The sequence below is a fragment of the Undibacterium sp. TC9W genome, assembly GCF_049339865.1.
In the GTDB taxonomy this organism is placed as follows: domain Bacteria; phylum Pseudomonadota; class Gammaproteobacteria; order Burkholderiales; family Burkholderiaceae_D; genus Undibacterium.
In genome coordinates this window covers 137,118-155,763 of record NZ_JBMPPJ010000010.1, presented here as the reverse complement: position 1 = coordinate 155,763, position 18,646 = coordinate 137,118, and the positions used below count along the sequence as shown (strand labels likewise).

Sequence of the window (18,646 nt, the reverse complement as noted above, 5' to 3'; positions counted from 1 at the left end):
GCTGAAAAAATATGAACAAAACCGCTTACCCCTATCATTTTCAAAGCAACAGCTACAGATCACCACAGCCTGGCAGCAGTGTCATTATCACTGGTGCAGTACATGGCAATGAAACCTGCGGCACGCAGGCCATCCGCCGCGTCATTGCAGAACTCGAAGATGGCAGTCTGCAATTGCTGGCTGGCCGTGTGACGCTGGTACCAGTATGCAATCCGCTGGCCTACAAACTGGGGCAAAGAGAAGGTGAGCGCAACCTGAACCGCCGCCTGATACCGACAGCAGATGTGCAGGAATTTGAAGACCATGTAGCAAACTGGTTGTGCCCGCTGATGGCCCAGCATGATGTCTTGCTGGATCTGCATTCTTTCCGTGGACAGGGTGAGCCCTTTGTCCTGATAGGGCCAGAAAATAATCGCGGCCCCATAGAATCATTCAGCCATGAAAAACAGGAACTGGCGATGGCCATGCGCCTCGGTGTACATCGCCTGGTCGATGGCTGGCTGGGCACTTATGCGCGTGGCGTGCAACGCCGACAGGAGAGGCTGGCGCATGATGCGGATGCCAAAACCGTGGCAAATGCTAATACACAGTTCGGTGTGGGTACCACAGAATACATGCGCTCAGTCGGCGGCTATGCGATGACGCTGGAATGCGGCCAGCATCTCGACCCGCAAGCACCAGCGGTGGCTTATGCCGCCATCGTCAACAGCCTGCGCCATCTGGGTGTGATCGCCGGTACAGCGCCAGAACCTGTGACAGAGATGGAAGCCCTGCGCATCTATGATGTCATCGACAAATTGCATGATGGCGATAGTTTCGTGCGCGAGTGGCGCAGCTTTGATGAATTGAAACAAGGCGAGCTGATAGGCAAGCGCGCCGATGGTAGTGAAGTCAGGGCAGATCAGGATGGCCGCATCATCTTCCCTGACGCAGGTGCCAGTGCTGGTGAAGAATGGTTTTACCTGACCAAACCCAACCCCCGACTGGCCCTGGCCGAACCTGGAAAGTCGATAGCATGAGTTTGCGTTTCCTTTGTGCCGCATTGCTGGGTGTGTCTGCCCTGGTCAGCGTGATGCCTGTACATGCTGCAGCCAGCACTGAAAAAGTCTTGCGCGTGCTGGTGACGACACCAGAGAGCAGCCTCGACCCGGCAGTGGCATCTGACGTACCCTCCGTCAGTATCAATGAGAATATTTTTGAACCCATGCTGCTCTATGACTACCTAGCGCGACCTGTCAAACTCAAGCCAAATACCCTGAAAAGCATGCCAGAAATACTGGATCAAGGTAAAACCTATGTCCTGCATCTGCAACCCGGTATCATGTTTACACCTGATCCCGCATTCAAGGGAAAGCCCAGGGAGTTAACGGCAGAAGATTACATCTACAGCATCAAGCGTATTTATGACCCTGCGGTCAAGTCGCCGTGGCTGTTCATGTTTGAAGGCAAGTTGCTCGGTGATGAAAAACTCAAGCCCACCAAAGATGGCAAGGGCCAGGAGTTCAATCTGCAAACCAGCATACCAGGTTTGCAAGCGGTGGATAAATACACCCTGCGCGTGCGCCTGAATGCACCTGACAGTAATTTTTTGTTCATCCTGGCGACTACCGCTACGGGTGCCATGGCAAGGGAAGTGGTCGAGGCTTATGGCAACCAGGTCGGCAATCACCCCATAGGAACCGGCCCTTTCATACTAGGGCAATGGCAACGCAGTTTTCGTATAGAGTTACTGGCGAATCCACAATACCGCAAAGTCGTATTCAATGACCAGGGCACGGATGAGATCACCAGGAAAATCGCCGCCAATCTGACGGGGCAGACTTTGCCACGTGTCAGCAAGGTAGAAATCAAGATCATGGAAGAGCAGCAGTCGCGCGTGCTAGGTTTTCTGAACCACGAATTCGATTATCTGGAACAAGTGCCACCACCACTGTCAAACATGGTGCTCGATGATGGCAAGCTCAAGCCTGCATTGCAGCAGCAGGGGGTGCGCCTGTCGCTGTTCACGCCGCTGCAAACTTCTTATATGTGGATGAATATGGAAGACCCGGTGATAGGCGGCTATACCCCGGAGAAAATCGCCCTGCGCCGCGCCATTGCCCTCAGTTATGACAGCAAGGAAGACATCGCCCTGATGGAGAAGGGACTGGCGATACAGGCGCAATCCCCTTTGCCGCCAAATGTGCTGGGTTACGACGCCAATTATAAAACTCCGGTGCAATATGATGTGAAGCTGGCCAATGCCTTGCTCGACAAGTTTGGCTATAAGCGCGCGGCAGATGGTTACCGCAATCTGCCTGATGGTCAGCCCCTGCATCTGCAAATGCATAGCCTGGCCAGCACGACTGGCCGACTGCGCGATGAAGTCTGGCGCAAGAACCTGGATGCAATTGGCATTCACGTCAGCTTCAAGACTGACAAGCATTCTGAAATCTTGCGTGCTGCCCGCCTGGGCAAGGTGCAGATGACCGAGGCCAACTGGATTGCCGATTTTCCCGATGCCGAGAATTTTTATCAGCTCCTGTATGGCCCCAATGCTGGTCGTGCCAATTATTCGCGCTTCAACCTGCCAGCTTTTAACAAGTTGCATGAAGAAGCCATGCGTCTGAGCGATAGCCCGGAGAGAACGGCTATTTACCGGCAAATGGCACAGCTCATGCATGGTTACAGCCCCTGGGTGCCGCGCATACATCCGGTAACGGCAGATTTATCCCAGCCCTGGCTACAAAACTTCTACAGACATCCGGTGGATTTCACAAGCTGGCGCTATGTTGATGTGGATGTTGCAGCCCGTAATAAAGTATTAAAATAATTTGTATTGATTACCTGATGGAAGTTCAATGCTTGATCATTCCATCTGGTTATATGTCATCGGTAAGTTTTCATTGGCAGGTGCAGGTGACTCACCCTATGCTGCGATTATGAAAAACTCTGTTGTGTGGAGAATGTGTGCGTTGTGAATTGATTGCAGATCATCCTGATTTTTGCCGGCTCGACACCGTCAGCGGCATAGTTATCGATTTACGTTATGTCGGCGCCGACAATTTTGTCGGCCGTGAGTTATATGGTGATCTTGACTGTAGCTGGCTACATCGCGAAGCGGTAGCGGCGCTGCAGGCTGCGGCAGACTGGTTGCACGAACATCACCCTGACTTGCGCATCCTGGTACTGGATGCCCTGCGCCCGCACCGCGTGCAGGAAATGCTGTGGCAGCACCTGGATGGCACACCCTTGCGCATGTATGTCGCTGACCCGGCACGCGGTTCTATCCACTCCTTTGGCATGGCGGTGGATGTCACGCTTATCGATGCTGATGACAAGGAACTGGACATGGGCAGTGGCTTTGACGCCCTCGAAGAAAAATCCCATCCGGCATTGGAACAAAGAATGCTGGCGGAAGGGCAGCTCACCCAGCACCAGTTGGACCAGCGTGGCATATTGCGGGCAGCAATGGCGCATGGTGGTTTCAGAGGTATCAATAGCGAATGGTGGCATTTCAATTGTGGCGACCCGGTGGTCGTGCGTGAAACTTATTTGCGCATAGACTGAGGATGAAGTCTTATCCTGTCCGATACGTGCTATTGTTTTTATCCTTGATGGCAAGCACGGCCATGGCGCAAGTCAATCCGACAACTGAACAGCTGGTGACGCAGCAATTAGCTACGATTGTCATGCAGCCTGATAAAGCGCTTTCCAGCCTGTCCGTACTTGCAATCAAGTCTGGTAAAGTCGTTTATCAGCAACAGTTCGGTCAGCGCTATATAGACCTGCAAAACCCCGCCAATAACCTTCCCGCCGACAAGATAACCCTGTTTCGCGTCGCCTCGGTCTCCAAGATGGTGGCTACCATAGGTGCCATGTGTCTGGTAGAGCAGGGCAAGCTGGATCTGGATGCCGATATCAGCAACTACCTGGGTTTCAAACTCAGGAACCCGCATTATCCAGATCAAGTGATCACTACCCGCATGCTGCTGAGTCATACTTCATCCCTGCGGGATGACGGTGGCTATAACTTCCCGGCAGAAGTCACTATGCAAAGTTTCCTGCAGCCTGGTGGCAAAAACTTTGCGCAAGGTGAGCAATGGGCTGATCCGGCAAAGGCCAAACCGGGAGAGAACTTTGCTCCTGGTCTTTATTTTCATTATGTGAATTTGAACTGGGGCGTGCTGGGCACCGTCATGGAAGCCGTCAGTGGCCAGCGCTTTGATGTGCTCATGCAAAATCTGGTCTTGCAACCCTTGCAGATAGAAGGTGCATATCACCCTGAACTTTTATCGGCAGATGCCTTGTCGCGGTTGTCTGTCTTGTACCGCAAGCAGGCCAATGAAGTGTGGAATGCGCAAGGCCCGTGGGTGGCGCAGACAGATGATTTTCGCAATAAACCTCTGCTTAAAAGACAACTGGAAAACTACCGGCCAGGTACAAATGCTACCTTGTCCAGCCCGCAAGGTGGCTTGCGCATCAGCGTACAGGGTTTGAGCCGCATCATGCAGATGCTGATGAACGAAGGTGAGCTTGATGGCGTGCGTTTGCTAAAACCTGCCAGCGTCAGGGCTTTGACTGCAGAGCAATGGCGTTACGATGCAAAGACTCACAATGGGGATGATTACCATGGCCTGTTTTTGTCCTGGGGGCTGGGTTTTCAGCGTTTCACTGACACCAGCGCTGCGCATTCTGGCGACAGGCTGGTACAGGCCCGGCCTGCCTTCAAACCGGTTGGTCATCTGGGCTTTGCCTATGGTTTGCAATCCGCTTTCCTGTTTGACCCGGCAACACGGAATGGCATTATCTATGTCATAGGCGGTGTTGCGGCTGACCCGGAAAAAAATCCCGGTGTCTATTCCAGCCTTAGTATCTGGGAAGAGCAGATACAGACATCGCTTTACACCCTGTTTTAGCTGGTACGGGCAATAAACTCAGCCCCGGCTTCCTTGATGCATTCGACGAAAGCGCGCGCAGAGCGTGACAGTGGCGTTGATTTTACTGTCAGCAGATACAAATCCACAGGCACATTCGGTGACAAGGGGCGGCATTGCACTTTGCTATGGTCAGATGTGGCGGCAGTAAAGGGGTCGATGACGGCTGCGCCAGCACCCAGCTCCACCAGTGTCCTAGCCAGCAAGTAGGTCTGTACCACGGTGTAAGAAGTAAAGCTCAGGCCCTGTTCTTCACAGGCATCCATGACGCGGCTGACGAGATGGTCGTCAAGATCCAGTGCAATCAGGTTCTTGGGCAGGTCGGCAACGGGCAGGGCAGTATTATCCAGGTTCTTTGCCCAGCTACCCAGTGGCGCGATGGCAGTCATGCTGCCGCGTATCAAGGGTTCAGACGCGATATTCGGGTGGCAGGGATCGTACAATGACAGTGCAAAATCCACGTCGCCGAGCAACAGGGCATTGACAATCTCGCTGGTGTGATGGGTCGCCAGTGTGCAATGCACATTGTCAAATTTTTTGCGCCAGGCGGCCAATGCGGTAGGCACTACCGTAATCGACAGGGTCGGTGTTGATGCCAGCCTGACTGCTTCGTCAGGATGGTTTTTCAGATTACTCGCCAGCCTGCGTACTGATTGCAAATCGCGGTTGAGTTTATCGACTTCAGCAAACAGCTTGTGCGCTTCTGGTGTCGGGTGAAGCTTGCCCTTGATGCGCTCGAACAGTTTCAGGCCCAGCTGTATTTCACAATGCTGCAAGACCTTGGTGGCGGCTGGCTGTGAAATATTCAACAATTGTGCAGCACCACTGATCGTGCCCGCCTGCATGATGGCATGAAAAACTTCGATATGACGCAAACGCATGGTGAAAATCCATTCAGCAAAAAATCGAGCTTGATTGTAACGCCTGACTAGGGATGTTGTCGCGCTTATTGCCGCGGTTTGTGGCTTGCGGCTTGTGGCTTTATGGTCTGCTGTGCAGGGCAAGGCGCAGGTCGTCACCGCAGGCCAGCAATTTGGCATGTGCTGCTGTCACGCTCAGGTTGCTCAGGATAGCCAGTATCGCCGTCTTGACGTGGAAATCGCATTCTTCCAGTATGCGGCGGCAATGTGCTTCATCCCGGCCAGTCGCATGCATGGTCAGGGCAACGGTGCGCCTGAGCAGTTTGACATTAGTCGGTTTGACATCCACCATGAGGTTACCATAGACCTTGTGCAGGCGCACCATCAAGGCGCTGGAAAAACTGTTCAGGGCGACTTTTTGTGAGGTGCCTGCTTTCAGGCGGGTACTGCCGGAAATAACTTCACTACCGGTATCCAGGGTGATACCTATCTCGGCCTGCAAAGTCACAGGTGCGCCAGGATTATTGGCAAAGCCTATGGTCAAGGCACCAGTCTGGCGTGCTGCCTGCAAGGCACCCAGCACATAAGGCGTGGCACCGGATGCGGCAATCAGCATCACGACATCATTGGCTGTCAAACCCAGTTCCTGAATTTCTTTGGCGCCTTGGTCAGCATCATCTTCTGCACCTTCGACTGCGACAAACATGGCTTGCTTGCCACCTGCCAGCAGGGATAAAGCACGTTCATTTGGCCAAGAGAAGGTCGGCAATAATTCGACGCCATCGAGCACACCCAGGCGGCCAGAAGTGCCGGCACCCACATACACCAGGCGACCACCCGCGAGTATGCGTTGCGCAGCGGCATCTACAGCCGCCGCGATTTGTGCCGCGGCCAGGCTGACTGCACGTATGGCGTTGAACTGATCATCAATGAAGGCATCAACCAGTTGCGTGGTCGGGTATAAATCCAGTCCTGTGTGGTTAACGCTAGGTGCTTCTGTATTCAGCATGGCTTGATTCCTTTTCTCTCATTACCTTATGTCCTCTGAAGACAGAGCACAAATGAAAGCTGATACCCGGCCCATAACTTCAGGTAATGCATGCGGCTGCATGAATTATTTGCAGATGCTCTTTGATCAGCTTATGCTGGCTTATCGTTAAAGCACAGATAAACAATGCAAATTCTTCGCCGTCACTTGATATTGATGCTGGCCGCCAGCTTGCTGCTATCGGCCTGCCAGTGGGGCTGGCTGCAAGCTGGTGATACCCGCCATCAATTACTCATCTCAGTTCCTGAACAAAAAATGGTGTTGCTGGAAGATGGCAAGCCAGTCGCGACCTATGTCATTTCTACCGCCAAACGCGGTATAGGCGACATGCCAGACAGCTATATGACACCCGGTGGCCGCATGCAGATTGCCGAGAAAATCGGCGCTGGTGTGCCGCTGGGTTCAGTTTTCAAAGACCGCAAGCCTACCGGCGAGATTGTGGCTGCAGATGCACCTGGGCGTGATCCTGTGGTGACGCGTATACTGTGGTTGCGGGGCACCGAAGTGCGCAACCGCAATGCCTATCCACGCTTTATCTATATCCACGGTACGCCGCAGGAAAGCCTGCTGGGCACGCCTGCCAGCTATGGCTGCATACGTATGCGCTCGGTAGATATTGCTGAATTGTTTGAGCGGGTGGGTGTTGGTGCGGTGGTGGATGTGCTTGAAGTTGCCAATAAAACCTGAGCAATAGCTTCCAGAATAAGGTGCTTCACAAAAACGACTCATGAATTCCCTCCCTTTCAAGGGGAGGGTTAGGGTGGGGATGGGTTTCAGTCGATTGACAAAGAAAATGATTTTGCTTTAGAAACCCATCCCCATCCCAGCCTTCCCCTTGAAGGGGAAGGAGCTTACATTGCTTAATTGAGAATATCTTTCAGTATTTACAATTTGATGACAATTTGAGTACATTTTTGAGCTGATTCAGCAGAAGGCCGGGCGTATGATGGTCATGTGTTTCTATTCTGACAGCTCAATTGAAAGCTCAAAATGCGCCCTACATTATTATGCTCATGCTTGCTGCTTAGCCTCATTTCTGCCTGCGGTGGCGCAGGTACCGCGGCCACCGCCACATCTATTGAAACCAAACCGCAAGCTGTCAGCACTGCCAAGTCTACGCTGGCACGTAACTCTGCCCCACAAGCCAGCGATGCCGATCTGGCCACCGCCGTTTCAGGAAATACTGAATTTGCTCTCAAAATCCTGCCTTTGCTGGATGCGCAGGGCGACAGTAACCTCGTCTATTCACCGTACAGCCTGACACTGGCGCTGGAGATGGCAGCAGCCGGTGCCAAGGGCGATACCCTCATTGGCATGGAAAAGGCCCTGGCTTTCCAACTGCAGCAAAGCCGTTTGCAACCGGCCCTGAATCGCCTTGATTTACTGCTGGCAGATAAGACATCGACTGCCGCCAAACCAAATGCGCAATTGCCTAATTTGAATATTGCCAATGCCCTGTGGGCACAGCAGGGTTACAGTCTGCAAAGCAGCTACCTGGATGCACTCAGCGTGAATTTTGGCGCTGCCGTGAACTTGCAGGATTTTGTTGGTGCTGCAGAACCCTCACGCCTGACAATCAATAACTGGGTGGCCGACCAGACCCAGCAAAAAATCAAGGACTTGATACCTGCCGGTGGTGTTTCACCACAGACCCGCGTGGTGCTGACAAATGCGATCTGGTTCAAGTCAGACTGGGCGCAGCCATTTACCAAAGAGGCGACAAAAAACCAGGATTTTACTGACCGTAAAGGCACTGTGAAAAATCTGCCCTTCATGAATCTGACCAGCAATTTCCCTTATGTGCAGGGCAAGGGCTATCAGGCGGTGGAGCTGCCGTACATCGATAACAAACTGGCCATGCTGGTCGTCGTGCCTGATGCGGGCAAGTTTGACAGTTTTATCCAGGGCCTGAGCAGTACGACCATCAGCGACATCACGGCAGGCTTGAAAGACAATTACATTGCCTTGAGCATGCCCAAGTTTAACTTCAGTGCCAGCCCGGCGATGAACTCCAGTCTGAGTACTCTGGGCATGGGCGCTGCCTTTGATGCAAGCAAGGCAGATTTTTCCGGGATAAGCGGTAACCGCGAATTGTCGATTTCTGGTGTCGTGCACAAAGCCTTCATCAACGTCGATGAGAAAGGAACAGAAGCTGCCGCTGCTACGGGTGTATTGATCGGTGTCACCAGTATTAATGTGACGCAACCCTTGAAGCTGACGCTGGACCGTCCTTTCCTGTTCATGATCAGGGACAGGCAGACTGGCCTCATCATTTTCATGGGCAAGCTCATGAATCCTGCTGCAAGCTAAGCGATAGATGTTTTAGTTGCAGTGCATAAAAAAACCCTTGGCATCAATCAATGCCAAGGGTTTTTTGTTTAGCTCGTTACTTGTTCGTTTTATTTGAACTTGTAATTCGCCAGCAAAGTAAATGCACGCCCGCGTGGATCAGCTACACGTGGTTCCCAGGAGCTGCCTGCACCTGTATTGCTGTCATAAGTGATGGCAAATGGCGGGTCGGTATTGAAGATGTTTTTCAAACCGGCAGTCAGCGTCAGGTTCTTGATGCCGCTATAAGTGACACTCATGTTGTAGATGATGTAGGCTTTGACGTTAGGATTGTAGTTCGATGGCATGACCAGGCCACTTTGTACGCCCGGCAAGACCTGATCCTTGTAGCCAGCACGGTAAATCTGCGTGAAAGTACCTGTCCAGTCACCCTGGGTGTAGTTGACAAAAGCAGTGTGCTTCCATCTCAGACCCAGGTCACCAGTGAAGGTGAAGCGGCCAACTTCGCTTACGCCATAAGGTGCGTTAGCCATAGGGCGGGATTTTTTCTCCAGCAGGTAAGAACCATCCAGGCCGGCAGCCCATTTGCCATTGAATATGCCGCCATTCGCTTTGGCGCCAACTTCTACACCACGGGTGATGCTGGAACCGGCATTGACCCAGCGTTGATCAACGAAGATCAAAGCGCCAGTATTGTCACGCAAGAACTGATCCCTGAACAGATCATAGTTTTGCAGCATGGTGGTCAGGTCTATGGTGGTGATGGAATTTTCCTTGCGGATTTCCCAGATATCAGCATTGGCACTGAAATTGCTGCTTGGTGCCCACACCACGCCCACCGTACCTTGCTTGGCTTTTTCAGGGCCCAGCGTGGTTTTGCCGCCCGTCAGGATGTTCGGCGTGATGGCTGCACAACCAGGTTTGCTGCTATCGACCTTCAAAGTCGGGCAAGTCGCTGGATCGGCCAGGTCTTTACCAGCATAAGGTGAGTCGGTAATGCCGTTAAACAACTGGTTGAACGAAGGCGCACGGAAGCCTGTGTTGTATGAACCACGGAACAGCAGTGTATCTGTCGGTGTATAACGGAAGCTTACTTTGGGATTGAAAGTGCTGCCAAAACCAGAGTAATGATCCTGGCGACCTGCAACGGTGACTTCCAGTGATTTCAAGACCGGTACCAGTACCTCGGCATATACTGCGCGGATATCACGGCTGACCTTGGGCAAGGCATTGCTGTCATCAAATGGCGCATTCAGGATGGCAGGCCGTACGCTGGCTGCCCTGGCATCACCATTGAAGGTATATTCTTCCTTGCGCAAGTCAGTACCTACTGCAGCCATGACAGCACCGGCAGGCAATTGCCAGATTTCGCCAGACAAGGCGGCATCAGCCTGGGTCAGCGTGGTCTTGCCACCATACAATGTGACGCCTGCTGCTGAAGTGCTATTGATCAGGTCAAGCGCAGCTTGCGATTGCTTTTCACCAGGCTTGAGAAAAGGGTTGATGATGCCGGTACCCAGGGCATTTGCCAGTGCAACAGTGTAGTTATAACCAGTGCCCAGTTTGGATTCAGACTCACTATAGGCACGTGACAGGCCGACGCGGTAATCCCATTTTCCTATCTGTCCATCGGCACCCAGTTGCAGGCGTCCAGCTTCTGTACGGGTAGAGATTTCACGGTTACCGCATTCCATGCAACGCCAGCGATAAGCGATAGGTGCGCCGCGATTGGCTTCTATGCTCGGGAATACTGCAACGATGGCATTGAATACATCGTTATAGGCAGAACCTGTGCTTGGATAAAATGAAGACGCAGGGAAGTTGGTGCCCGGCGACACCTGGTTGGGTGAAAAGCGTTTGGATACTTCAACCTGAGAGCCAACTGCTTCGGCAAACAACTGGTGTGTGCCTATCTTGAACGTGGCACGTGCGACAAAGTTATCGTTCTTGACTGGCTGTTGCAGTACTGCAGCGCGGCCTGTGTCCCAGGCGCAGGCATATTTGGAAGATGCTACATCCCACAGCTTGGCATCATAAGCTGCCATGCCATCTACCGCGCCGCAACCTGCACCGCCCGGCAGGTTCAGCACATTGATGGCGTTCATGACTTGGGTAGTACCTGGGAATACCGGGCCATTATTGCTCTTGTTGCTGAGTATGGTATTCGCCAGCGAAGTGGCAAATACAGTCGCGTTCGGCGTACCACGGGTATCTACCGACAAACCACGGTTGGGCTGGAAGGTATTTACAAAATCACGCTGGTCGCCACGCAATGCATCGTTCTCGCTATGAGTGGCCGTCAGCAGGACATTGTAGTGGTCATTTTCCAGATCACCAAAGCCACCAACTATGGACACGCGCTTGATATTGCCGCCACCTTGCTGGGAGATATCGGTAAAGGCCTGGGCTTCCAGTCCATTGTAATTCTTGCGCAGGATGAAGTTGATGACACCACCAATCGCATCTGTACCATAGATGGCTGAGGCGCCATCTTTCAAGACTTCGATTCTCTCCACCGCAGCCATGGGGATGGAATTCAGATCGACTGCCGAGCCCTTCATGCCATGGGTGGCAACGCGACGGCCATTCAATAACACCAGCGTGCTGTCAGCACCCTGGCCACGCAGGTTTGCGGAAGATGCACCGTTATTGCCGCGCTGGGCACCGGAGGTAACGTCAGCATTACTGGCCAGGTTGTCAGAGCCATTGCCATTGATATTCAGGTTGGCAATAAATTGTTCGGCAGTGACGATGCCCGCAGCTTCGAGTTGCTTGCGGGTAATGACTTCTATCGGCAAAGCGCCTTCGGAGGCAATACGCTTGATGCTACTACCGGTAATTTCTACCCTTTGCGGTGCTGGAGCAGGCTGTTCCTGCGCCTGTACCCATCCGCTGGTACCGGCAGAAATGCCTATCAGGGCGATGCACCTGGCTATGGTCTTTAACTTCACTGGTCTCTCCTTGGGTCGTACAACATTGATATTGTGAGCTCGGTATTTGTTTATGCTCAATTCTGGTCGCTGCTTTGAATTGATATAAATTTTATGTGTATGTTTATATGTTCCAGACTAGGGTTTTGTCACAATACGTGACAAATGAAAATATCATGACGGGCGATAACCAAAAGATATGGGGTTTGCCATGACCAGCCCGTCAGCCAGTGCGGATGCAGATTTCAGAGGAAAAACAGCGCATACGCCAAAGAAAAATACGTATGCACAAGACTGTTCATACGTATCTAAAAACCACACTTGCTGCTTGAATTTATGTCAACCTGACTTCAGGGCAGACTATAACTTGCGCGCACGCCCTCTACACCGGTACGGCTGATGGCTGACACCGTGACTTGCCTGATTGCCCCTAGCTGAGGATCATCGCTGATGTCTATGCTCATGTTCTGGGCAGGCACCACAGAGAACAGCCATTGCTGGTCTGTGCGCTTCCAGATCGCCAGCAGGCGGGTATTGCTGGTATAGCTCAGTTGCACGCGTAATGATTTCTTGTCGGCGCTGGCTTCCAGCACAGCGCTGGCAGGTGGGCTGCTGTCCAGCCAGGGGCTGGCAGGCACCAGCGACTGGGAAGTGTATTTCTCGCTCGCCAGTCGTTTGCGTATGTCTTTGCGGTTCTGGTTCAGTGCTGCCATGCTGAAATGTACGTGGCCGTTCCCGGCTTTTTCACGCAGCGCATCGACCTGATTCAGGATTTCATCAGCAGGCCAGGATTTGTCTGTATTGTCTATGCGGCTGGTATAGAGACCAGGCCAGATATGCTTACCAGTGGGGTTCTGGGCCAGCCAGTAATCATGCAAGACCTTGAAAGCTTGCGGCCCCTGGTTGATAGGCCAGTAGAGCTGGGGAGCGAGGTAATCGAGCCAGCCTTTGGCTAGCCACAGTTCCACATCTGCATACAGCTTGTCATATTGGCTGAAACCGGCAATGCCGGGCGGCAAGCGGTCTGGTCTGCCTATGCCAAACGGGCTGATACCAAATTTCACCCAGGGTTTTTCCAGGTGCACGCGCTGATTAACTGCTTCTACCAGACGGTTGACATTGTCACGGCGCCAGTCGGCACGCGCCAGTTTACCGCCAGACTGGAGGTAAGCTACCCAGGATGGGTCATCGGGGAAATCCTGCTCTGCACCATTGCTGCCCTTGACTGGGTAAGGGTAGAAATAGTCATCAATATGGATGCCATCGACATCATAACGGCGCACAACATCGCTGATGACATTCAGGGTTTGCTGCATTGCCAGCGGTTCACCCGGGTCCATCCATTGCAGGTCGCCATAATTCTTCACAACTTGCGGTGCCAGCTTGCTGATGTGGTTGGTCGCCAGCGCCATTTTGGATTGCGCGGTGCGGGAACGGTAGGGGTTGAACCACGCGTGTAATTCCAGTCCGCGTGCGTGAGCTTGCTCCACCCAGAATTGCAGAGGGTCGTAATAAGGTGACGGTGGCCGTCCTTGCTCACCAGTCAAAAACTCTGACCATGGTTCTAACATGGACGGATAGATTGCATCCGCCGCTGGCCGTACCTGCAAGACGATGGCATTCAGTTTCAACTGCACCGCATTGTCGAGTATCGTGAGGACTTCGTTCTTTTGTTTTTCTGTACTGAGATCACGGCGCGAGGGCCAGTCTATATTCGCTACTGTTGATACCCAGGCAGCGCGGAATTCACGCGGCAAGGGCGGCGCATCTTTGACTTGCACAGGGTAATTAACCAAGGCATTTTGCGGGATGATGGTCAGATCGACTGCGACAGGTTTAGGCTGGGGCTTTACTGGCGGCGTTGCGGTGGAGCAGGCAAGCATCAGTGCACACGCAGATGTGACCAGTGCAGGCAGCTTGAAACCTTGAAGAGCAATTTTCAAATTAGACAAAGTAAAAGCAGGTCTTGACGAGGGTGGTAACGAAAACATGGATAAGCCGGACTAATAATGCAATAAAGAGCGAAAGACCTGAGATGCTACTGCATTACACTTTGACAAACCAGCGTTTCTTCCACATTGCCCAGGCGATCAGCAACATCAGCAGATTAAACAGTATTGCGTACAGCAGGGAGGCATTGACTGCATTCATGGGCAGGGCCTTGATCGGCGCATAGATAAGTGCCTGCAGACTGGGCTTAGTGCCATCAGCCTGATCTACATGGATAAATCCCAGCATTTTGGCAATCAGGCCAGACAGGGTGAACAGGAACAGGGCATTCATGCCATACATGACAAAGGGATGGCAGAGCTTTGCCATGGATTTTTTTAGCAGGGCGGAGGGATTGCCATCCAGCAGCCAGTAAAAACAGGCAAAGCTGATCAGTGCCCAGCCTGTCATGAAGATGCTGTACGACGGTGTCCACAAGCTTTTATTGATGGGCATGAACAAGCTATCCAGTACCACACCAATTGCCAGGCAAGCCATGCCTTCGACAAAGAACCAGGCAGTTTTGGTAGCCGCATCCTGCCTGCTGCTGAGCCAGCGTCCGGCCCATGCACCAAAGATTACACTGCAGACGGCAGGCAGGCTACTCAGCACGCCCTCTGGGTCCCAGGTTTTTGCGCGTTTCCATAAGTGCCCGTCGAGCAAGAGCCTGTCCAGCCACGCTCCGGCATCGCGCCCCGGTTCCAGTGCGGCTCGTGCCCAGATACCGTCAACATCCGGTACAGATACGGCTAACATGAGTATGGAATACACAGTGAAGAGTATGCCAGCCCAGATTGCCTGCCATTTCCAGTCACAATAAATCAGTATTGGCGCTGCCAGCAGAGTACACAGGGCGATACGTTGTAAGACGCCAGGGATGCGAACTGACTGGAAATCAAAGCTGGGGACGAGGTTAAGTGTGAGGCCTATCAGGAATATCCATAAGGCCCGTTTGGCGGTTTGCCTGAGTAACTGCAACTGGGCATAGCCAGCCATGAGTTTTTGATGCAGGGATATGTGTAGCGATACACCAACGATGAACAGGAAATAAGGGAAAATACAGTCAGTAAAAGTCCAGCCTGACCAGGCTGCATGTTCAAGCGGTGGGTACAAGTGTCCCCAGTCACCCGGATTATTCACCAGGAACATGCTGGCAATGGTGAAGCCGCGAAATGCATCAAGTGACAGTAGTCTTGGTCTATTCATCGCAATCGGTAACACCAGCTGAAAAAAAGGGCGCTTGCGCGCCCTTGAAAATCTCGTTCGTCTTGGGGGAGTCATGAGAGTTAATCCAACGAGGAAAGAAGGATTACATACATCATAGACACTAATACCAGTTAACTGCGATTGACTTTTTATTCATCAGATATAAGCCTGGGTTATTCGTTGCCTTTACCGGTTTTGGTTTTCTTTCTGTAAATCAATATTTTCAACAGCCTGCCTGGTAGCAAGGCAAAAAACTATTTGTTCTTTTGTCGTTTATCTATACCGGAAAAGCTCCAGACAAGCTTGAAGTTGCATATAATCCAACATTAAAGTGCAGTTTTATTGTATGCGTTTTTATGAGTCAAACAAGTCAGTTACGCACTTGTATCGTTTTTCTTGATAAGCACACAGATGAATACCACCGAATCAGACATTCGTGGAAACAGTAGAGAGCTCAAACGCCAGGCAGCCTTAAAGTTGCTGGAAAAGACCGGCATCATGCGCAGCAATTATGCTCCGCCTTACTTTCGGCTGTTGTGGCGCATGGGGTTTGATGTTCCACCGCCACACTTTGCCCAGTTCTGGCAAAACGCCTTGTTTTCTGGCTGTTTTTTTGCCACAGGATGGGGCGCATTGATGTACTTTTTTGTCTGGTCCAAAACGCCTGTTCCTGTTACAAACATGCTGACTTCGGCTGTGATTGACGGCGTTCTGTTTGGCCTGGCCCTGGCCAGCTATTATGCACATGGCAAACGCAAGCATGGGCTGCCATCCTGGCAAGAGTTCAAGCCTGACAGCGTTGCTTGATGATTGATGATTGATGATTGATGATGGCATGAAGTATTTTCTTTCCACTTTGCTATACAGCTTCACGCTGCTTGTCTGCACAGCTGTTCAGGCTGCCTCAACGCCAGTTCGTGCGGCGGTGGTGGCGTCATCAGCGCAACAGGCAGCAATGCAGCTTGAGCTCGACAGGCTGATCGCACAGTTTAGCGATGGCATTGCAGAAACTTACAGCGAAAATCCTGCCCGTATCGCCTATGGAAATTTGTTTGGCGACCATCAACATGACGCCGTTGTCCTGTTCAATCTCGAAGGATATGGTGGCGGCAATCATCATGCAGAATTCATCGCGTTTTTTACCGAACAGGAACAATTCGACGTGGCTGGCAAACATACACGGCCCTATCTGCTGGTCGCAGTTACCAAGTTGGGTGAGCGTGGCTGGCGTTCTTTTGATTTTAACAGCCTGAGTATCAAGCAGGGCGCTGTCATCCTGAAGGGCAAGGAAATGACTTCAGGTGATGCCATGTGTTGCCCGTCTCTAACGATCACCCGCAGTTTCAGTGTCGATGAATTTGATCACATTCTAGAAAGCAAAGACGCAAAAGTGACACGCCGTGTTACTCGTCCATAAATTTGATGTTTAACTTCACGAAGTTCAAATTTCACACTTTCCAGTTTCTGAGGTTCAAACCTCTCACATTCAAATTTCTGCGTTGTAAACAAGCCTTAAACTCATCAGTTTTAAATTTCCCGAATGCAAAATAAGACAGCATGTTTGAATTAACAACATAGTGCTTGTAGTGCGTATTGGATTGCAGGATACTTGTAACCAGACATTTCAGCCGCAGTTTTTAGCGCGCATCTTCAGCACAGAATTCGATATAAGAATAGAAGTCGACAAGCAATATCAGCACAATTAGCATAAATCAGTACATCGCGGAGGCTGGCAAGGCTCCGCACACAAAAAATTTGGTATAGCACGACTCAGTAACTGGGAAATCTTAGTATGAGACCGTTGAAGAACAAGCACGTCAAATCCCGTTTTAGCCTCAGCCTGCTATTCGCCATGGCATTGGGGCTTAGCCAGCCACTGGCAGCGCAGGACACCGATAGCGTCATAGGGCGTTTTGATATCAGCCGTTACGATGTCAAAGGCAATAATTTGCTGAGTGCTGCTGCACTCGATAGCCTGTTGGCACCGTATACCGGCAAAGGCCGCAGTTTTGCCGATGTGCAAAGGGCGCTCGAAGCACTGGAAAAAGCCTATCGCCAGAAAGGTTATAGTCTGGTGCAGGTGGTCTTGCCTGAGCAGGAATTGAACCAGGGCGTTGTTAAATTCATCGTCGTGCAGGCACGCATTGCCAATGTCAGTGTCAAGGGCAACCGTCATTTCGACAGTGACAATATCAAACGCAGCCTGCCCCAGTTGCGCACAGCTGATACGCCCAATATTAAAAAACTGTCTGAGAGCCTGAAGACAGCAAATGAAAATCCCGCCAAAAAAACCAGTTTGCAATTCGAAACATCGAATCAGGAAGGCGAAGTCAATGCAGTCCTGAATGTCACCGACAGCAAGCCCTGGACAGTTGGGGCAACTGTGGATAATGCCGGTGACAGTAATACCGGCAAGTCACATCTGGGCTTGTTGTTCCAGCATGCCAATGTCAGCGGGCATGATGATGTACTGAGCCTGCAATATACGACCACCCTGCAAAAACCGAGTAAGTATGCGGTGTTTGGTGTTGGTTACCATTTACCCCTTTATGAGCGTGGTGACAGTGTGGATGTCTATGCGAGTTATTCGAATGTCGATTCAGGCTCGGTCTCGGCTGGTATCTTTGACCTCAATGTCAGTGGCCGTGGTTCTGTCGTAGGCGGGCGTTATAACTTCAACCTGGGCCGTAGTGAAGATTTTGATTCTCGGCTGAGCCTGGGCTGGGACTACAAGGCATTCAAGAACAATGTGGCCCTGCAAGGCATACAACTGGGTAATGATGTCACTGTCCATCCCATCAGTATCAGCTATGTCGCCAGCCTGAATTCCACGGCAGGTGAGACAAATGCCTATGTGACAGCAGTGCACAACCTGCCCGGCGGTGAAAAGGGCAAGACCGAAGATTTTCAGCGAGTGCGCAGTGGCGCGACTGCTGGCTACAGCATCCTGCGCTATGGCTTTGGTTATAGCAAAGTCTTGCCAGCGGCCTGGCAATTGAAGCTCATGCTCAGTGGTCAATATACGAGGGACAGCCTGGTTCCAGGTGAGCAGTTCGGTGCCGGTGGTGCCAGCAGTGTGCGGGGCTTTACTGAACGGGCTCTGGCCAATGACTATGGCACTCTGATCAGCGCAGAAATTTATACACCTAATCTGTGTGCCGGTTTCAGTGCCAGTTTTACCCAGTGCCAGTTACTTGGCTTTTATGACGCTGCCCATCTGTCGCGTAACAAGGCGCTGCCTGGCGAGCAGAGTTCGGCTTCCCTTTCCAGTGTAGGCATAGGTGTCAGGCTGGCCATGTCGCGCATGATGTCGCTGCAGATGGACTATGGCAAGTCGCTGCATGCGCCGGATGAATTGAGCAAAGATGACAGGCGTTTGCATGTCAGGCTGGGCATCAACTATTAATG

At 51.9% G+C, this 18,646-nt stretch carries 14 protein-coding genes; 9 read left to right on the top strand and 5 right to left on the bottom strand.

All coding sequences use genetic code 11. The features are described 5' to 3' along the window. Positions 1–11 precede the first annotated feature (11 nt). The 4 genes from ACO0LN_RS16170 to ACO0LN_RS16155 all read left to right on the top strand — a co-directional run bounded on the left by ACO0LN_RS16170 (position 12) and on the right by ACO0LN_RS16155 (position 4,898). The gene (locus ACO0LN_RS16170) at positions 12–1,019 is read left to right on the top strand and encodes a succinylglutamate desuccinylase/aspartoacylase family protein (RefSeq protein WP_422975529.1); all 1,008 of its coding nucleotides are present in this window, start codon (positions 12–14) and stop codon (positions 1,017–1,019) included. After that, on the top strand, positions 1,016–2,812 hold the full coding sequence (locus ACO0LN_RS16165) for an ABC transporter substrate-binding protein (protein ID WP_422975527.1): 1,797 nt from the start codon (positions 1,016–1,018) through the stop codon (positions 2,810–2,812). The genes ACO0LN_RS16170 and ACO0LN_RS16165 overlap by 4 nt, the downstream gene beginning before the upstream one ends. A gap of 137 nt (positions 2,813–2,949) precedes the next feature. Continuing rightward, positions 2,950–3,549 carry a M15 family metallopeptidase gene (locus tag ACO0LN_RS16160; protein WP_422975525.1) on the top strand — a complete coding sequence of 200 codons (600 nt, stop codon included), beginning with the start codon at positions 2,950–2,952 and terminating at the stop codon, positions 3,547–3,549. Positions 3,550–3,596: 47 nt separating this feature from the next. After that, complete coding sequence (locus tag ACO0LN_RS16155) at positions 3,597–4,898, top strand: serine hydrolase domain-containing protein (RefSeq protein ID WP_422975523.1); 1,302 nt, start codon at positions 3,597–3,599, stop codon at positions 4,896–4,898. Here the strand turns inward: ACO0LN_RS16155 and ACO0LN_RS16150 are convergent. Beyond that, positions 4,895–5,797 carry a LysR family transcriptional regulator gene (locus tag ACO0LN_RS16150; RefSeq protein ID WP_422975521.1) on the bottom strand — a complete coding sequence of 301 codons (903 nt, stop codon included), beginning with the start codon at positions 5,795–5,797 and terminating at the stop codon, positions 4,895–4,897. The genes ACO0LN_RS16155 and ACO0LN_RS16150 overlap by 4 nt on opposite strands. 100 nt (positions 5,798–5,897) lie before the next feature. After that, entirely contained in the window at positions 5,898–6,785 is an 888-nt protein-coding gene (locus tag ACO0LN_RS16145) for an N-acetylmuramic acid 6-phosphate etherase (protein WP_422975519.1), read from the bottom strand. Between the two features lie 165 nt (positions 6,786–6,950). On the opposite strand from ACO0LN_RS16145, the gene ACO0LN_RS16140 reads away from it, so the two are divergent. Together ACO0LN_RS16140 and ACO0LN_RS16135 are read left to right on the top strand one after the other, a co-directional pair. Then, positions 6,951–7,511 carry a L,D-transpeptidase family protein gene (locus ACO0LN_RS16140; protein WP_422975517.1) on the top strand — a complete coding sequence of 187 codons (561 nt, stop codon included), beginning with the start codon at positions 6,951–6,953 and terminating at the stop codon, positions 7,509–7,511. 303 nt (positions 7,512–7,814) lie between these two features. Then, the gene (locus ACO0LN_RS16135) at positions 7,815–9,134 is read left to right on the top strand and encodes a serpin family protein (protein WP_422975515.1); all 1,320 of its coding nucleotides are present in this window, start codon (positions 7,815–7,817) and stop codon (positions 9,132–9,134) included. A gap of 89 nt (positions 9,135–9,223) precedes the next feature. On the opposite strand, the gene ACO0LN_RS16130 is transcribed toward ACO0LN_RS16135, so the two are convergent. The 3 genes from ACO0LN_RS16130 to ACO0LN_RS16120 all read right to left on the bottom strand — a co-directional run bounded on the left by ACO0LN_RS16130 (position 9,224) and on the right by ACO0LN_RS16120 (position 15,238). Beyond that, positions 9,224–12,064 carry a TonB-dependent receptor domain-containing protein gene (locus tag ACO0LN_RS16130; protein ID WP_422975513.1) on the bottom strand — a complete coding sequence of 947 codons (2,841 nt, stop codon included), beginning with the start codon at positions 12,062–12,064 and terminating at the stop codon, positions 9,224–9,226. A gap of 329 nt (positions 12,065–12,393) precedes the next feature. Beyond that, entirely contained in the window at positions 12,394–13,986 is a 1,593-nt protein-coding gene (locus ACO0LN_RS16125) for a glycoside hydrolase family 10 protein (protein ID WP_422975511.1), read from the bottom strand. 103 nt (positions 13,987–14,089) lie between these two features. Beyond that, the gene (locus ACO0LN_RS16120) at positions 14,090–15,238 is read right to left on the bottom strand and encodes an acyltransferase family protein (protein WP_422975509.1); all 1,149 of its coding nucleotides are present in this window, start codon (positions 15,236–15,238) and stop codon (positions 14,090–14,092) included. A 411-nt stretch (positions 15,239–15,649) separates the two neighbouring features. Here ACO0LN_RS16120 and ACO0LN_RS16115 point away from each other — a divergent pair, with 411 nt between their 5' ends. The 3 genes from ACO0LN_RS16115 to ACO0LN_RS16105 all read left to right on the top strand — a co-directional run bounded on the left by ACO0LN_RS16115 (position 15,650) and on the right by ACO0LN_RS16105 (position 18,644). After that, positions 15,650–16,045 carry a DUF6404 family protein gene (locus ACO0LN_RS16115; protein ID WP_422975507.1) on the top strand — a complete coding sequence of 132 codons (396 nt, stop codon included), beginning with the start codon at positions 15,650–15,652 and terminating at the stop codon, positions 16,043–16,045. Positions 16,046–16,073: 28 nt separating this feature from the next. Further along, entirely contained in the window at positions 16,074–16,655 is a 582-nt protein-coding gene (locus tag ACO0LN_RS16110; protein WP_422975505.1) for a hypothetical protein, read from the top strand. 375 nt (positions 16,656–17,030) lie between these two features. Next, entirely contained in the window at positions 17,031–18,644 is a 1,614-nt protein-coding gene (locus ACO0LN_RS16105) for a ShlB/FhaC/HecB family hemolysin secretion/activation protein (protein ID WP_422975503.1), read from the top strand. The last annotated feature ends 2 nt before the right edge of the window (positions 18,645–18,646 follow it).

What these genes read in the sequence shown, in the direction of transcription:
- ACO0LN_RS16170 (WP_422975529.1), top strand. Translation starts at nt 12, where the DNA reads ATGAACAAAACCGCTTACCCCTATCATTTTCAAAGCAACAGCTACAGA.
- ACO0LN_RS16165 (WP_422975527.1), top strand. Translation starts at nt 1,016, where the DNA reads ATGAGTTTGCGTTTCCTTTGTGCCGCATTGCTGGGTGTGTCTGCCCTG.
- ACO0LN_RS16155 (WP_422975523.1), top strand. Translation starts at nt 3,597, where the DNA reads ATGGCAAGCACGGCCATGGCGCAAGTCAATCCGACAACTGAACAGCTG.
- ACO0LN_RS16150 (WP_422975521.1), bottom strand. Translation starts at nt 5,797, where the DNA reads ATGCGTTTGCGTCATATCGAAGTTTTTCATGCCATCATGCAGGCGGGC.
- ACO0LN_RS16145 (WP_422975519.1), bottom strand. Translation starts at nt 6,785, where the DNA reads ATGCTGAATACAGAAGCACCTAGCGTTAACCACACAGGACTGGATTTA.
- ACO0LN_RS16140 (WP_422975517.1), top strand. Translation starts at nt 6,951, where the DNA reads ATGCAAATTCTTCGCCGTCACTTGATATTGATGCTGGCCGCCAGCTTG.
- ACO0LN_RS16135 (WP_422975515.1), top strand. Translation starts at nt 7,815, where the DNA reads ATGCGCCCTACATTATTATGCTCATGCTTGCTGCTTAGCCTCATTTCT.
- ACO0LN_RS16120 (WP_422975509.1), bottom strand. Translation starts at nt 15,238, where the DNA reads ATGAATAGACCAAGACTACTGTCACTTGATGCATTTCGCGGCTTCACC.
- ACO0LN_RS16115 (WP_422975507.1), top strand. Translation starts at nt 15,650, where the DNA reads ATGAATACCACCGAATCAGACATTCGTGGAAACAGTAGAGAGCTCAAA.
- ACO0LN_RS16110 (WP_422975505.1), top strand. Translation starts at nt 16,074, where the DNA reads ATGAAGTATTTTCTTTCCACTTTGCTATACAGCTTCACGCTGCTTGTC.
- ACO0LN_RS16105 (WP_422975503.1), top strand. Translation starts at nt 17,031, where the DNA reads ATGAGACCGTTGAAGAACAAGCACGTCAAATCCCGTTTTAGCCTCAGC.